General features: G+C 65.8%; 11 protein-coding genes. 5 read left to right on the top strand and 6 right to left on the bottom strand.

Annotated features, from left to right (window positions below; genetic code table 11):
* Positions 1–7: 7 nt before the first annotated feature.
* The 5 genes from AC5Y4D_RS06380 to AC5Y4D_RS06360 form a co-directional block, all read right to left on the bottom strand.
* Positions 8–2917 (bottom strand): MMPL/RND family transporter, encoded by a 2910-nt coding sequence (locus AC5Y4D_RS06380; protein WP_499945923.1) that lies wholly within the window; start codon positions 2915–2917, stop codon positions 8–10.
* Positions 2914–3342 carry an MmpS family transport accessory protein gene (locus AC5Y4D_RS06375; protein WP_499945922.1) on the bottom strand — a complete coding sequence of 143 codons (429 nt, stop codon included), beginning with the start codon at positions 3340–3342 and terminating at the stop codon, positions 2914–2916. The genes AC5Y4D_RS06380 and AC5Y4D_RS06375 overlap by 4 nt, the downstream gene beginning before the upstream one ends.
* Positions 3343–3526: 184 nt before the next feature.
* Entirely contained in the window at positions 3527–4135 is a 609-nt protein-coding gene (locus AC5Y4D_RS06370; protein ID WP_499945974.1) for a TetR family transcriptional regulator, read from the bottom strand.
* 40 nt (positions 4136–4175) lie between these two features.
* Positions 4176–5336, bottom strand: a complete 1161-nt coding sequence (locus AC5Y4D_RS06365; protein WP_499992905.1) for an AAA family ATPase — start codon at positions 5334–5336, stop codon at positions 4176–4178.
* Positions 5337–5405: 69 nt separating this feature from the next.
* Positions 5406–6902, bottom strand: coding sequence for a PecA family PE domain-processing aspartic protease (locus AC5Y4D_RS06360; RefSeq protein ID WP_499992904.1), 1497 nt, complete (start codon positions 6900–6902; stop codon positions 5406–5408).
* 206 nt (positions 6903–7108) lie between these two features.
* Here AC5Y4D_RS06360 and AC5Y4D_RS06355 point away from each other — a divergent pair, with 206 nt between their 5' ends.
* The 5 genes from AC5Y4D_RS06355 to AC5Y4D_RS06335 all read left to right on the top strand — a co-directional run bounded on the left by AC5Y4D_RS06355 (position 7109) and on the right by AC5Y4D_RS06335 (position 14683).
* Positions 7109–8113 (top strand): CobW family GTP-binding protein, encoded by a 1005-nt coding sequence (locus tag AC5Y4D_RS06355; RefSeq protein ID WP_499992901.1) that lies wholly within the window; start codon positions 7109–7111, stop codon positions 8111–8113.
* Positions 8114–8138: 25 nt separating this feature from the next.
* The gene (locus AC5Y4D_RS06350) at positions 8139–8963 is read left to right on the top strand and encodes an acyl-CoA thioesterase (protein WP_499992898.1); all 825 of its coding nucleotides are present in this window, start codon (positions 8139–8141) and stop codon (positions 8961–8963) included.
* Between the two features lie 101 nt (positions 8964–9064).
* Positions 9065–10090 (top strand): AbrB family transcriptional regulator, encoded by a 1026-nt coding sequence (locus tag AC5Y4D_RS06345; RefSeq protein ID WP_499992896.1) that lies wholly within the window; start codon positions 9065–9067, stop codon positions 10088–10090.
* 161 nt (positions 10091–10251) lie between these two features.
* Positions 10252–11274, top strand: a complete 1023-nt coding sequence (locus AC5Y4D_RS06340) for a TauD/TfdA family dioxygenase (RefSeq protein WP_499990774.1) — start codon at positions 10252–10254, stop codon at positions 11272–11274.
* 118 nt (positions 11275–11392) lie between these two features.
* A complete protein-coding gene (locus tag AC5Y4D_RS06335; protein ID WP_499990773.1) occupies positions 11393–14683 on the top strand; it encodes an MMPL family transporter in 3291 nt (1096 codons plus the stop codon).
* 104 nt (positions 14684–14787) lie between these two features.
* Here the strand turns inward: AC5Y4D_RS06335 and AC5Y4D_RS06330 are convergent, their stop codons facing one another.
* Entirely contained in the window at positions 14788–15354 is a 567-nt protein-coding gene (locus AC5Y4D_RS06330; RefSeq protein ID WP_500036738.1) for a dihydrofolate reductase family protein, read from the bottom strand.
* Between the last annotated feature and the right edge of the window lie 36 nt (positions 15355–15390).

Raw genomic sequence — 15390 nt, 5'->3', positions numbered from 1 at the left:
ACTGGGGTCAAACCGACGTCAGCGCTTCGGTTTTCTCCGTGCTTCGGGCGTTCCCGGACGGCCAGGGGGAGGGGACCGGCCGCTGCCGGACCCGTTGCGGCCACCAGAACCACTTGCCCAGCAATGCCGCGATCGACGGTGTCATCAGCGATCGCACGATCAGGGTGTCGAACAACAGACCCAGCCCGATCGTGGTGCCCACCTGGCCGATGACCGTCAGCTCGCTGACCGCCATCGTCATCATCGTGAACGCGAACACCAGGCCCGCCGAGGTGACCACCGAACCTGTTCCGCCCATAGCCCGGATGATCCCGGTGTTCAGCCCGGCATGGATCTCCTCTTTGAACCGGGACACCAGCAGCAGGTTGTAGTCGGCACCCACGGCCAGCAGGATGATCACCGACATGGCCAGCACCATCCAGTGCAGTTCGATGCCGATGAGGTGCTGCCAGATCAGTACCGAAAGCCCGAAAGACGCACCGAGGGAAAGCAATACGGTGCCCACGATGACCGCCGAGGCCACCACGCTGCGGGTCAGGATCAGCATGATGATGAAAATCAGGCACATCGACGCGATCCCGGCGATCAGCAGGTCGTAGTTGCTGCCTTCCTGCATGTCCTTGAAGGTGGCCGCGGTGCCACCGAGCAGGATCTTGGAGCCCTCCATCGGGGTGCCCTTGAGCGACTCGTAGGCGGCCTTCTTGATCGCGTCAATGTGCGAAATGCCTTCTGCGGACATCGGATCGCCGTCGTGGCTGATGATGAAGCGCACGGCGTGGCCGTCGGGGGAGATGAAGTTCTTCATCCCCTTCTTGAATTCGGGGTTGTCGAAGGTCTCCGGCGGCAGATAGAACGAGTCGTCGTTCTTGGACGCATCAAATGCCCTGCCCATGGCGGAGGAGTCGCGCTGTGCCCGCTGCTGCTGTTCCAGCAGCCCCTTCTGGGTCGAATACATGGTCAGCATCATGGTTTTCATGTTCTTCATGTTCTGGATCATCTCGGGCATCAGCGCGTTCATCCGCGGCATCAGCGTGTCCAGGTGCTCCATGACGGGGATCAGGCTCTGGATGTCGTCGGTCATCGTGTCGACGCCGTCCAGGGCGTCGAAGACCGACCGCAGCGAGAAACACACCGGAATGTCGTAGCAGTGCTTCTCCCAGTAGAAGTAGGAGCGGATCGGCCGGAAGAAGTCCTCGAAATCGGCCATGTGGTCGCGCAATTCGGCGACGTCCATGGTCATGCTCTTCATCTTGCCGACCATGATGTGCATGTCATTGGTCATCTGCGCGGTGATGTCCTGCATCTCGACCATGCTGTTGATGGTCGTCTGCATCTCTTCGGACTGCTTGAGCATGTCGGCGATCTGGTCTTCTTGATACTTCTGCGTCATCTGCTGACTGACGCCCTGCATGCTGATCTGGAACGGGATCGAGGTGTGCTCGATCGGCGTGCCCTCGGGCCGGGTGATGGCCTGCACTCGACTGATGCCCGGCACCCGGAAGATGGCCTTCGCGATCTTGTCGATGACCAGGAAGTCCGCGGAATTGCGCAGATCGTGATCGCTTTCGATCATCAGCAATTCGGGGTTCATCCGCGCCTTGGAGAAGTGGCGGTCGGCGGCGGCGTAGCCGGCGTTGGCGGGCAGGTCGGCGGGCAGATAGTTGCGGTCGTTGTAGTTGGTCCGGTACCCGGGCAGGGTGAGCAGGCCGATCAGCGCGATGCCGATGGTGACGACCAGGACCGGGCCGGGCCAGCGGACGACGAGTGCGCCGATCTTGCGCCAACCGCGAATCCGCTGCGCGCGCTTGGGTTCCAGCGTCTGCCGGAAGCGCGACGCCACCGAGATGACCGCGGGGCCGAGCGTCAGCGCCGCGAGCACCACCACCACCATGCCGATGGCCAGCGGGACACCCAGCGTCTGGAAGTACGGCAGGTTGGTGAAGTGCAGGCAGAAGGTGGCACCGGCGATGGTGAGGCCGGACCCGAGCACCACGTGGGCGGTGCCGTGGAACATGGTGTAGTAGGCGTCTTCTCGTGATTCGCCGACCGACCTGGCTTCCTGATATCGGCCGATCAGGAAGATCGCGTAGTCGGTCGCGGCCGCGATCGCCAACGTGACCAACAGGTTGCAGGCGAACGTGGACAGCCCGATGATCTGGTGGTAGCCCAGGAAGGCGACCGCGCCGCGTGCGGCGGCCAATTCGAACACGACCATCGCCAGCGTGAGCAGCACCGTGACGATCGAACGGTAGACCATCAGCAGCATGGCGATGATCACGACGAAGGTCGCCATCGTGATCACCTGCAGGCTGCGGTCGCCGGCCAGATGCTGGTCGGCTTCCAGCGCCGAGGGACCGGTGACGTACGCCTTGACCCCGTTGGGCGGCGTCACTTCTTTGACGATGGCCTGGACGGCCTCGACCGAATCGTTGGCCTTCGTCTCGCCCATGTTCCCGGCCAGGTAGACCTGGACGTAGGCAGCCTTGCCGTCGTTGCTCTGGGCACCCGCCCCGGTCAGCGGATCACTCCAGAAGTCCTGAACATGCTCGACGTGCTTGTTGTCGGCCTCGAGTTTCCGCACGATCTGGTCGTAGAAGGCGTGCGCCTCGGCGCCGAGCGCGTTCTGGCCCTCCAGCACGATCATCACCGAGCTGTTGGACTTGTACTCCTGAAACACCTCGCCGACCCGCTTGGTCGCGATCACCGACTGCGCGTCATCGGGACTCATCGAGACCGACCGCAGCTTGCCGACCTCGTCGAGCTGGGGGACGACGACGTTCAGCAGCGCGATCAGCGCGATCCAGCCCAGGATGATCGGCACGGCGAACTTACGAATGAAACGCGGGATCGCAGGGCGCGCAGCGTGTTTGGCGACCGGGATGGAGTCCGTCGGTGCGTCGTGGGTGGCAGTGCTCATGCGGATTTCACCAGGCAGGAGGTCAGGGCGTGCACGCCGTTGGATGTTTGTTCGTCCTTGACTTCGTCGTCGACGGTGATGCGACAGCCCAGGTAATCGCCGTCGCTCTGCGCCGAGATGTTGGGAAAGACCGACGGCGCGGTGGTGCTGAGCACCAATGTCCAGGGCAGCGGCGCGCCGTCCAACCGTTGTGGTTCGGCGCTGAGGTCGAGGTAGTTGACGTTTGCGTGGGCGGCCGAGCCGAAGATCTCGTACTTGACCACCTTGGGCTTGAACGGCTTGGAGTCGTCGACCTTCGAGCTGGTCAAGGTGTCCTCCTGCTGGAGCGCGTAGAACGACTTGACCCGGGCGACGGTGAAACCGCCGATGGCGACGACGGCCACGATCAACAGCGGCAACCAGGCATTACGCACGAGCTTTGCCATCTGCACTTACGTGAGCCTTTCCGGTCGCACGACGAATTACGTTGCACCACAGCGATCTAGAGGACGCGTTGGGTACGCAGCCCGATGGGGCCGGAGCCATTAGTTATATGTGCTAACCGGACCACCCGTACATCATCTGCATATTTTGCAGACGATGCAACTTTCTGTAATCCTGGTCACGCTCTCATTGCGTGAAGATGCTGTTGACCAGCGCGGCGGCGCGCTCGACGTAGGGCATCGGCGTGTCGCCGGCATCCTCCGGCTCGCTGCTCGACCAGCGTTCGATGCCCGAACGCACCGCCGTCAGGGCCAGCGCCGAGATCAGCGCCGGGATCTCGTCGTCGGACGGCACTCCCTGACGCTTGGCGACGATGTCGGTCAACTGCGTCTGAAACCGCTCCAAGTCGGCTAGGAACGCGGCCAGCACCGCAGGGGTCGTTTTCGCCAGGTCCAGCATGCAAACGGCCTGCTCACGCTGGGGTGGCATGTCACGCAGATGGTGTGCCGCCAGGGTGATCAACTCGGCCAGCACCACCGGGTAGGGCGCGGCACCGGCGGCGACGAACTCGTCGGCCAACTCGGCCGGCAGGTCCGAGGGGCCGTAGGCGATCGCGGCTTCCTTGTTCGGGAAGTAGTTGAAGAACGTGCGGGTGGAGATGCCGGCTTGCGTGCAGATCTCCTCCACGGTGACCCGGTCCCAGCCGCGTGCCTGCGCCAGTCGCACCGCAGCCCCGCGGATGTCGGCGCTGGTCTGGCGACGACGTCGCTCGCGAAGACCCAACTGGTTGGCCATAGTCTCCAATAGTTGCACGTTCTGCACATTTTGCACACATTCAGCGTTTACCCCAGTCCCACGGTGGAGTCGTCAGCAAACCCTGGCCGGAGATCCGCGTCTCGCCGAAATCCTTGTACAGCTCGATTTCAACGGTGTCTTCGTTCTGCAGGGACTCCCGTAGCGAACGGGAGTGCGTGACCACCACCACTTGGGTGTGTGCGGAGGCCGCTCGAATCAGTGCGGCCAGCGGACCGACCAGGCTCGGGTGCAGTGAGGTCTCCGGTTCGTTGAGCACCATCAGCGACGGCCGCTGCGGGCTCAGTAGCGCAGCCGCCCACAGCAGGAAACGCAGTGTGCCGTCGGATAATTCGGCCGCGCGCAGCGGTCGCAGCATGCCGGGTTGTTGCAGCTGCAGATCGAACAGGCCGTTGCCGACGTCGACCGAGAGGGTGGCGCCGTCGAATGCGTCGGCGACGGCACGGGTCAGGTCGTCGAAGCCGGCCTCGATGATCGTTTGAATGGCGGCGGCCAGGTCGCGGCCGTCGTCGGACAGCACCGGGGTGCGGGTACCCACCTGCGGTTGCCGTGCCGGTGCGCCGGCATCGACCCGAAATCCGTCGTAGAACCGCCAGCCGCGCAACCGCTCACGCACGGCCGCGAGTTCGGGAAGCGCTTGCGGGTGGGCGAATTCGGCAAGGACGCTCCGATACGACGGCAAGGTACGGGATACCTCGTCGAACCCGCGGCCGGAATCGCTGGTGGCTTCGACGAATTCGCGGGTGCGCTGCACCAACGTGGTACTGCGCCGCAAGGTGGGTCCGACGAACACCGCCTCGCGCTTGATCTCTGGATCGCGGGCGAACGCACTGCGGTGCCCTGCCATCTGCGGTATCCCGAGGTCGACGAGATAGCCGAAATCGTCTGCGGCGAAACCGAGTTCGAGGGACACCGGCCGGGTGCGGGTGGTGCCCTGCACTTTGCCTTCCCGACGGGCGCCGTTGAGTTGCTCGGGACCGGCCCACAATACCGATTCCAGTCCGCCCTCGCGGGCCAGTGAACCGATCACCTCGCCGCGACCGCAATCGGCCAGCAGGCGCAGCGCCCGGTAGACCGATGATTTACCGGTTCCGTTGGCGCCGGTGACGATCGACAGTCGGCCCAGCGGCAGCACCACCTCACGCAGCGAGCGGTAGCCGCGGATCGCGACGGTCTGGAGCATGCGGAAGACTCTAGTGCCGGATGCCGACAGGCTTCGAATTAGTTGTCCGGCAACGCAATCAACAGGATGCTAGGGGTTGTTGGCGATTGTGCTGCCGCTAGGAGTGGTGAAGTCGATGTAGATGGGCTGCTGGAAGAAAGGAAGGTAGCCGGTGTTCATCAGGCCGGATGAGATGACCGTGGGCTGGTAGGTGCTGGTGTTGAATTCGTACAGCTTGTCACCGCCGGTCTGCGCTGTGTAGAACTGGTACTGGCCTGCCGGCAGACTGGTTGCGCCGCCGATTGCCGATGACGGCATTGTGCCGTATACGCCGCCGGAGTCGATGATCGACGGGACCGCGATGCGATCCACTCCGCCATTCGTGGACATCCATAGGGTGGTGATCGGGGACCCGCCGGGCACCGTGAAGTTGACCGTGCCGGTGTTAGGGCCGAAGTGCAACTTCTCGTCAGCCATGTCGATGAGCACGCCCTCGTTGAGGCCGGTCGGCAATGCCAGGTTCGGAATGCTCGGGCCCGGCCCAACTGCGTTCGGGCCTACACCCAAAACGCCGTCGACACCTGCGGTGCGGAAGTAGGCGTCGAACGGGGTGACGAAGGGGTTCTCCAGGAAAGCGTTGAAGTATTGGCCGATCGCGAACGGTGTTGTCGGAACGGAGAGCAGCACCACATTGACGCCGGTCGGCGCGGTGACAATGCCGTTGCCGAAGTCCACCGTGGCGGGGAAGGTTGCGTATAGATAGGTCAATCCGCCGCTGTAGGCGCTGATGTTGAGCCCGGTTGGCAGGCCCATGCGGAGCAGACCCAGCGGTCCGCCGACGTCTTTCATCTGGACGACGAGACCTTCGGATCCGGTGTCGACCAGGATTGGCGTCGGAGCGTGGCCGTTCAGCTGCATATTGACTACCGGCTCGGTCACGGCGACGGTCGGCATCGGGACGCTCTTGCCGTCCCACCCAGCGCCGCTGAACCCAGGATTGCCCCATAGGAGCCCGCCAGCGCCTCCGGTGCCGCCGAGGCCTCGATTGAGTCCGCTGACGCCGCCACCGGTACCGCCGGAGCCTCCGTTGCCGATCAAGCCGGCCGCGCCGCCGTTACCGCCGCTCAGGCCAACTTCCGTCAGGGTCCGGGAATAGCCCGCGCCACCGTTGCCCCACAGGATCCCGCCGGCCCCGCCGTTCGGGTTCGCGGCGGTACCCGGTGCGCCGTCACCGATCAGCGGCCGGCCCAACAACAGCTGAGTCGGCGCATTGATCACCGCAAAGAACGGATCCAGCACTGTCGCTGCCGTCGCCTCGGCGGAAGCGTACGACCCCGCGGCCGCGCCCAGCGATTGCAAGAACTGCGCGTGATACGCGCTGACCTGGGAATTTATCGCCTGAAACTCGTCGCCGAACTCGCCGAACAACGCCGCCACCGCGGCGGACACCTCGTCGGCAGCCGCAGCAGCAAGCCCGGTGGTCGGCACGGCGGCGGCCGCACTCGCGGAGTTCAGCGCCGAACCGATGCTCTCCAGATTCACCGTCGCCGACGTCAACCAGTCCGGCGACACGGTTAGAAACGACACGTCGCCCCCTTAACGTCGACCACCGATGTGCCCATAGAGCCTATCGAGTTCCCGTCCCGACATCCCGGCTTTCCGCACTCCGGTCCTTGCTACATCAGATACTCACACAAAATCCCGGTCGGGGCTGTGCGAAGGGCAAAACGGCCGGCACCGCTACCGTGCCTGCAGACTGAAGTCTCGGGTCACCAACGGCGAAGGGACAAGCCTTGTCTGCGATACCGGTGATCGCACTGACCGGTCACCTCGGAGCCGGCAAGACGACGCTGCTCAACCATCTGCTGCGAACTCCCGGCACGCGAATCGGCGTGGTGATCAACGATTTCGGCGAGCTCAACATCGACGCTGGATTGGTGGCCGGCCAGGTCGACGAGCCGGCCTCGATCGCCGGTGGATGCATCTGCTGTCTGCCTGATGACGGCGGTTTGGACGACGTGCTCGCCAAGCTCGCGGACCCGGCGCGGAGGCTTGATGCCATCGTCGTCGAAGCCAGCGGACTGGCCGAGCCGGTGACGATCGCGCGGATCATCGGTTTCAGCGAGCTGCCCGGCATCCGAAGCGGCGGCCTTGTCGACGTCGTCGACGCTGTCAACCACTTCGACACCGTCGACCGCGTCCAGCTACCGCCGGCGCGATACGGTGTCGCCTCGCTGATCGTGGTCAACAAGCTCGACCAGGTGCCCGAGGGTGAGCGTGCGCTGCTGCTACAACGTGTCAAAGAGCGGGTGGCGCAACGCAATCCGCGCGTCCACGTGGTGGGCACCACGGGTGGCAGGATCGATCCCGCGCTGCTGTTCGACGCATCGGGAACCGGCCAAGAGCCCGGGCAACTCTCGATCTTGGAGCTGCTGCGCGACTCCGAACCCGTACACGATCACGTCCACGCCGACGCCGTCACCGTCAGCAGCACCGGCTGCGTCGACCTCGATGCACTGTTCGACCTGCTGGAGAAGCCGCCCCCGAACGTTTTCCGGCTCAAAGGCGTGGTGGCCGTGCGCCACGGCGCCGCGGGCAGGAACTACGTGGTCAACCTGGTGGGCAGTGCCATCCATATCGCCAAGGCGCCGCCGCGGGCGGTCGCCAACTCCCTGGTGGCGATCGGAATGCATCTCGACGTCGACGATGTGCGCGCGCAACTGACCGCCGCGCTGCAGCCCGCCGCCGGGAAGCCGTCCGCGGCGGCGCTGCGCCGGTTGCGTTCATTCAGCCGCTGAGTGCCGTCAGGCAAGATACGTCCCGATGTCCTCCTCACTCGTCGACGTACTCGCCACCATGGAACTCGCCCGGACCGACCAGTGGCTGTTCGTCGGGCAGCAGTTGCCCGCGCCCGCCAACCACATCTTGGGTGGACACATCTCTGCCCAGGCGCTGCTGGCAGCCAGTTACACCGCGCCCGGCCGCGCGCCGCACAGCGTGCACACCTACTTTCTGCGGTCCGGTGATTCCCGTCGCCCGGTGGACTTCGAAGTGGTGGATCTGCAAGAGGGACGGACGTTTTCAGCGCGCCGGGTCACCGCCCGGCAGGACGGCAAGATCCTGATGGAAGCGATGTCGTCGTTCAAGGTCGCCGACCCGACCGCGGCTCAAGTGGCTTATCAGCCGTCGATTCCGCGCGTGCCCGAGCCCGAAGAGTTGCCGCCGGTGGCGCCACATCTGGCCGAGTCCGACGAGCGCACCCAGGGCCGGTGGGCGAGCCTGCGCTGGTTCGAGCGCCGCATCGTCGACACCGAACACGCGCCTCCGGCCCGGTCACCGATGTGGTGGCGACCGGACGGCGACGTTCCCGACGATCCGGCGCTGACCGCGAGTTTGGTGGCATACCTGTCGGCGGTGACGTTGACCGAGCCGGCGTTCGCGGCGCGCGGCGGTGTCGGGGAATCCGCCCAGCGTGACCACTCGGTCTGGTTCCACGCACCGGCGGTGCTCTCCGATTGGCTGCTGTTCGAACGGTCTTCGCCCAGCAGCGCCGATTCGCTCGCGCTCGCCAGCGGCACGATGTTCAACCGCAACGGCACCCTGGTGTGCACCGTGCGCCAAGAGATGTACTTCCCGCCGCAGCGCTGAGCCGGATCCTCAGCCGGCTGAGCCGCACGGACCCGCAACGGCAAGGGCGCCTAACCTGGGTTTCAAGAATTCATCAAGGCCGGTGTTAGACCTTCTACGCCATGAACACCATCGACCTTGCCATTGTCGGCATCGGCTGCGGAATCTTCGCCTGGGCGCTGGCCCGGTGCGCGCCGAAAGCGGTTTCTGGAATGGGCCTGGCCGCGCAAGGCGTGCTCGGTGTCTACACCGGCCTCATGGTGCGCGACATCTCGTTCGCGGCGCTGGGTTCGCACTGGCCGATCGTCATCGCGATCACCGTCAGCACCTTGATCGTCAGCGTCGCCGGCGGTGCGCTGCTCGGTCTGCACAAAGACGTCAGCCCGCTGACCGGCGGACTGGCTCTGGTGGCCGGCGGTTCGTCCGGGCTGGTCGCCATCGCACGCGACCTCGGCGGCGACGACCGCGTCGTCGCGGCGGTTCAATACCTGCGCGTTGCGCTGATCACGGCCGCCATGCCGGTGGTCGCGACCGTCTTCTACCACGGCAGCGCCGCACAGGGATCGCACCCGAGCGAAACCTCTTCTCTGCCTTTGTCTTTCGGCCTGCCGCTGATCGCCGGCATTGTGCTGGCCGGCGCGGTGGCCGGACGTGCGGTACGCGTCCCGGGAGCTGGGCTGCTGGGGCCGATGGCGATCACCATCGCGCTGGAGTTCTCCGGACTGATCCACGGTCTGGCCGTTCCGATGCTGCTGGTTCAGGCCGGGATCATGATGATCGTCTGGCAGACGCTGCTGGCGTTCGACCGCGAGTCGCTGCGGGCGATTCGCCGGATCCTGCCCGGTGCGTTCGCTCTGATCATGGTGCTGAACCTCGCCGCGGCCGGTCTGGGTGTGGTGCTGGCCGACGAGGCCGGACTGAGCATGCTGGACGGCTACCTGGCGACCAGTCCCGGCGGCATCTACGCGGTGCTGGGCACCGCCGCGGGCTCGGGCTCCAATGTGACGTTCGTGATGGCCGCCCAAGTCATCCGGGTCGTGTTGATGCTGTTGGCCGCGCCGTTCGTCGCCCGGTTGTTCATGCGGTTCGCCCCGCAGGGCGCACCGATGCGCCGGCCGAGCCGGGAGCTTGTCCCGGTGGCCGCCTGACAGCGACCACCGCACCCTGTCGTGGCTGACCAGCACAGCGCTGGTCAGCCACGACGCTTTTGAGGGGGTCGCAAGCCCGGGCGGCGCCTTTCCAAGAATTCATCAAGGCGGACACGTCAAACTCATAGAAAGCGCCAAAGCTAGACCAAAGGGGAGAGATCATGGGGATGATCACCGCAGAACGCAGCAGGGACGAACTGCTCTTCGGCAAGAAGGCGGCACAACCTCAAGCGGCCGTCCGTCCTCCGATTACCGGACCGTCGGTCTGGAACCGGGACAGCCTGCACGCCTGGGACTACATGATCGCGGTGGGACCGCGCCAGATCGAAGCCTTCCTGGACATCCGCAACCGGCTGCGCCGTCGTGGCCGCCGGCTGGACACCATCGTGGCGTCGGACTTCCGGCAGCCGGAGCTGGTGGAGGTCGCCCGCGCCATGCGGCACTGCCTGCGCCTGGGGCCGGGCTTCTGCGTGCTGCGCGGTCTGCCCCTCGAGGGCTGGACGGACGAGGAACTCTCGATGCTCTACTGGGGTCTGGGCACCTACCTGGGCGGCCCGCAGCCGCAGAACCGCCAGGGCGACCGCGTCTACCTGGTTCAGGACACCGGGCAGACGGTCGGGGAGGCACGCGGCTCGAAGACGAACTCGGCGTTGATCTTTCACACCGACTCGGCGTGCGCCTACGCCGGCAGCCGGCCCGACATCCTGGGGTTGTTGTGCCTGCGTAAGGCGGTGTCGGGCGGTGAGTCGCTGATGGTCAGCGGCCACAGCGCCTACAACGCACTGCTTGCCACCGACCCCGGACTGGTCGACGAGCTCTACGGGCAGTTTTGCTTCGATCGCTCGCACGAGACCCAGCCGGGTGAGGACCCGATCACCGAGGGCGCGATCTTCACCGACACCACCGACGGTGTCCGGATCCGCTACAACCGCCTGCACATCGAACTCGGCCACTACCGCGGCGGCCGCCCGCTCACCGACCGGCAACGCCAGGCGCTCGACGCCTTCGACCGTGCCCTGACCGACCCGGCCAACGCCGTCGAATTCACGCTGCAACCCGGTGACGTCCTGTTCGCCGACAACTACACGACGCTGCACAACCGCCGCGCTTTCGTCGACGCGCCTGACGTGCGGGCCCGGCGCTGCCTGGTGCGGCTGTGGCTCGCCGGAGAACCGCGCAACTAACCGTCGACACGGCCAGCTGACCGGCCTAGATTCACGCTGTGATCTCCATTTAGAAAGCGCCAAGGTCCGCGCGGCACGCTGCCAGGAGCAGCAGAACAGGCACGGGGGAGAGGCAGACATGTTGAGGCGGTTGGCCGAATTCACCGTGCGGCGACCCAAGCTGGTGCTCGCGGCCGTGCTGGTCCTGCTCGGCATCAGCGTCGTGCTCGGCGGCTCGGTGTCCGACAAGCTCGGCACCGGCGGCAACACCGATCCCGCGTCGGAGTCCTCGCAAGCCGAGGACTACATGAACGCGCAGTTCGGCACGAATCCGAATCTGGTGATTCAGCTGCTGCCGCGCGAAGGCACCGTCGACAGCCCCGAGGTCGCGACGGTGCGCGATCAGGTGCTTCGTCTCGTCGCGTCCGAGCCGAAAGCCAGGATCACCAGATCCTTCGGCGACGAGGGGGCCTCGGACCTGCGCAGCAAAGACGGCCGTTCCGGACTCATGCTCGTGCATGTCGGTGGGACCGCCGACGAGGCCGCCGAGACCGCCAAGCGGATCATCGCCGATCTGCCCCATGACGGGAACGTCGCGGTGCGCGCCGGTGGCGGTCTGGGGGTGCAGCAGGAGATCCGCGACAAGGTCAAACAAGATCTCAAGACCAGCGAGAGCATCGCGGTGCCCGTTTCGCTCGCCGTGTTGGTCGTCGTGTTCGGCGGTCTGATAGCCGCGGCGCTGCCCGTGGTGGTCGGAGTCGTCTCGATCGTCTCGACGCTGTCGGTGTTGCTGCTGATGACGGCGATCACCGATGTGTCGGTGCATGCCCTGACAGTCACCACCGCCTTCGGTCTCGGATTGTCCATCGACTTCGGCTTGCTGATGGTGTCGCGGTTCCGCGAGGAACTGGCCAACGGCAAAGAGCAACATCCCGCCATCGTCGCCACCGTGACCACCGCCGGCCGGACCATTCTGTTCAGCGCGGCAACGGTCACCCTGGCGATGACCAGCCTGCTGGTCTTCCCGACCTACTTCCTGCGATCCGTCGGTCTTGCGGCCACGGCCACCGTGTTGCTGTCGGCGTTCGCCGCGATCGTCGTCCTGCCCGCGCTGCTGGCTCTGCTCGGCAAACGCGTCGACTCGCTGTCGATCATCCGCCGCAAGGTGGCGCCCTCAGCCGACTCCCTGTTCTGGCGGCACTTCGCCGAACTGGTGACGCGCAAGCCGCTCATCTACGCCCTGCCGGTCGTCGCAATGCTGCTGGGACTGGGCATTCCGTTCCTCAACGTCGAATTCGCCACGCCCGACGAGCGAGCGTTGCCGACGAACTCTAGCGCGCGGTTGGTCTCCGAGTCCTTGCAACGCGACTTCGCGCTGGACCCCTCGCAGGCGATCACCCTGGTCACCCGCAAAGACGCCGGCGCGCTGCAGACCCTCGCCCCCGACATCTCGCGTATGAACGGCGTCGTGCTCGTCACCGGTCCCATCGGCAGATTCGAGCACGGCCAGGCGGCCGGACCGACGCCGGCGGTGTCCGGGCCGAGCTACGCGATCGTCTACCTGTCGGTGCAGGCCGATTCGGACACCGCACAGCACGTCGTCCGTGACATCCGGGCCAAGATCACCAACCGTCAGATCGAGGTGGGCGGTCCGACCGCGACGCTCATCGACAGCCTCAGCTCCATCGGCGCCAAGCTCCCACTCGCGATAGGTCTGATCGCGGTGGCCACCTTCATCCTGCTGTTCCTGTTCACCGGCAGCGTCGTGGTGCCGATCAAGGCGCTGATGCTGAATCTGCTTGTGATGAGCGCGGTCCTGGGGATCATGGTCTGGGTCTTCCAGGAAGGGCATTTGGCCGGGCTGCTGGGAATCACACCGGCGCCGCTGAACCTGTCCATGGTCGTGCTGCTGTGCGCGATCGCATTCAGCTTGTCCGTCGACTACGAGATCTTCCTACTCAGCCGCATCAAGGAAGCCCGCGACTCCGGGCTTTCGAATACCGCGTCCACCGTCATCGGATTGGGCCGGGTGGGCCGGATCGTCACCAGTGCCGCGTTGTTGTTGACGATCACCCTCGTCTCGTTCGCCAACGGATTGTCGTTCATGAAGATGTTCGGCATCGGCACCGCGCTGGCCGTGGTGATCGACGCGACGATCATCCGCGGCGTGGTCGTGCCTGCGTTCCTGCAGGTCGCCGGCGACCTCAACTGGTGGGCGCCAAAACCGTTGCGGTGGTTGCACTCTCGCATCGGCATCAGCGAGGCGCCGTCCGCGGAAGTCATCGAGACCCCGGCCACGGCGGCCGTCGCCCCGGCCCCGGCTGCACCCGCGGCCCCGTCGGCCCCCGCCCCGGCGGGTCCCCCCGAGATGCCGGTTGGCGTTCCTGCGCGGGTGCCCCAGGAACCCGTCGTGGTCGGGCGCTCCGCGGCGTCCAGCGAGATCGAGGTCATCCCCGGACAGCATCTGGTGGCCAACGTCAACGGCACAGTGATCGTCGTGGCGCACCGCGAGCGGTCGCCGTTGTCTCAGCACTCGCTGGCCGCCAAGCAGATGGCCGCATTGTCCGACATGGTCGGACGGTCCGACCCGCAGAAGCTGGTCAGCGCGTTCCAGAAACTCGCCAAGGAGCCCTGGGACCACACGCTGGTCGACATCGGGATCGTGATGCCGACAGCGACGGGTCTGGAGATCCTGCTGTGCGGCAGTGTCACCGTGGCACTCGACGACGGCATGGGTCAGACGGTGTTGCGTGGCCGCGGACGCTTGGTGCACAGGTCGGTGCCGGTACCGGTCGTCGCGGCCGTCATCACGGTCGACGAATTCATCGCCAGGCCGCGCGCTGCAGCCGAGGGACAGGGCGTGTACAAGCTCTCCGGCGGGACCGTGCCGGGACAAGGTGCCGTCCTGTGGTCGAGGCGGGACGCGCCGGCGGTGCCCCCGCACCGCCCCGAGCCCGCCCGCTTCGAGAACGTGCCTGCCGCCCCGATGGACCATGCGCCGCAGCCGAAGCGCTGGGTCTCCCTCGACGACAACTCCCGCTTCGAGATCGACCGGGACTGCGTAATCGGTCGGGATCCGCACGGGTCGGAAGCTGCGCAGCAAGGACTTCGTCCCGTGCGCATCGACGATCACTCCGGTGAGATGTCACGAGCCCACGCCGAAGTGCGCATCGTCAACGGCGAAGTGTTCATCGTCGACACGAATTCCACCAATGGAGTGTTCGTGCGCGAACAGCCACAGCTGCGCTGGTCCAGGCTCACCCCGTGGGAGCCCGTCGTCTGGCGGCCGGGCGCGTACGTCCAGGTCGGCGGGCGGATTCTCCGGTTGCACGAGACGACCGCGGACGCCTTGCAGCGCGGACCGCGGGTCAATGTGCATCACGGTGTGCCGGGGCGTCCACACTCGGGACGGGCGGATGTCGGGAGATAGGTTCGTGGGCAGGGGATTTGGGTGGTTGTAGCCGCCCGGACTCTCGGCACGTCGTGGCCAGCGGGGCAGAGTCGAGGTCTTGCGTGGGCGTCTAGGAAGCGCTATCAGTCGCGTTTCGCTTCGTAGCGCAGCAGGACCGTGCCGCACGGGAAGGTGCGATTCTCCAACAGTCGCAACGAGATCCATGACGGCAGGGCCGGGAAGAACGGGGTGCCGCCGCCCACGGCGGTGGGCGCAACGACGATCCGGTATTCGTCTACCAGCCCGGCCTGCACGATCGGTGCGGCCAGGGTTGCACCGGCCACCTCCAGCCTGCCGTCTGTTTCGGCTTTCAGCTTCGTCGCCACCTCGACCGGGTCGCCGCGTTCCAGGCGGGAGTTCCAGTCGACGGACTCCAGCGTGCGCGAGAACACCACCTTGGGCATGTCGCGCCAGATCCGCGCGTAGTCGACGATCAAAGGGGTGGCGTCCGGGGCCTCGTCTGCGGTCGGCCAGTACGCGGACATCAGTTCGTAGAGGCGTCGGCCGTAGAACGACAGGGCGGTCTCTCGCGCGAAGTCGTTCCAGTACTGGTGCAGTTCTTCGCTCGGCTCGGACCAGTCGATGTTGCCGTGCGCGTCCGCGATGTAGCCGTCCACCGACACGTTGAAGCCATAGATGAGTTTGCCCATGCAGATCAGACTGCACCGGCGGACGAAAATCATCGC

The sequence above is a fragment of the Mycobacterium sp. NGS67 genome (genome assembly GCF_059812185.1).
This window is presented reverse-complemented; position numbering and strand designations above follow the sequence as displayed.

Bases quoted from the DNA above. Each gene is read 5' to 3' on its own strand.
- AC5Y4D_RS06380 (WP_499945923.1), bottom strand. From the start codon at position 2,917: ATGAGCACTGCCACCCACGACGCACCGACGGACTCCATCCCGGTCGCC.
- AC5Y4D_RS06375 (WP_499945922.1), bottom strand. From the start codon at position 3,342: ATGGCAAAGCTCGTGCGTAATGCCTGGTTGCCGCTGTTGATCGTGGCC.
- AC5Y4D_RS06370 (WP_499945974.1), bottom strand. From the start codon at position 4,135: ATGGCCAACCAGTTGGGTCTTCGCGAGCGACGTCGTCGCCAGACCAGC.
- AC5Y4D_RS06365 (WP_499992905.1), bottom strand. From the start codon at position 5,336: ATGCTCCAGACCGTCGCGATCCGCGGCTACCGCTCGCTGCGTGAGGTG.
- AC5Y4D_RS06350 (WP_499992898.1), top strand. From the start codon at position 8,139: ATGTCCTCCTCACTCGTCGACGTACTCGCCACCATGGAACTCGCCCGG.
- AC5Y4D_RS06345 (WP_499992896.1), top strand. From the start codon at position 9,065: ATGAACACCATCGACCTTGCCATTGTCGGCATCGGCTGCGGAATCTTC.
- AC5Y4D_RS06340 (WP_499990774.1), top strand. From the start codon at position 10,252: ATGGGGATGATCACCGCAGAACGCAGCAGGGACGAACTGCTCTTCGGC.
- AC5Y4D_RS06335 (WP_499990773.1), top strand. From the start codon at position 11,393: ATGTTGAGGCGGTTGGCCGAATTCACCGTGCGGCGACCCAAGCTGGTG.
- AC5Y4D_RS06330 (WP_500036738.1), bottom strand. From the start codon at position 15,354: ATGGGCAAACTCATCTATGGCTTCAACGTGTCGGTGGACGGCTACATC.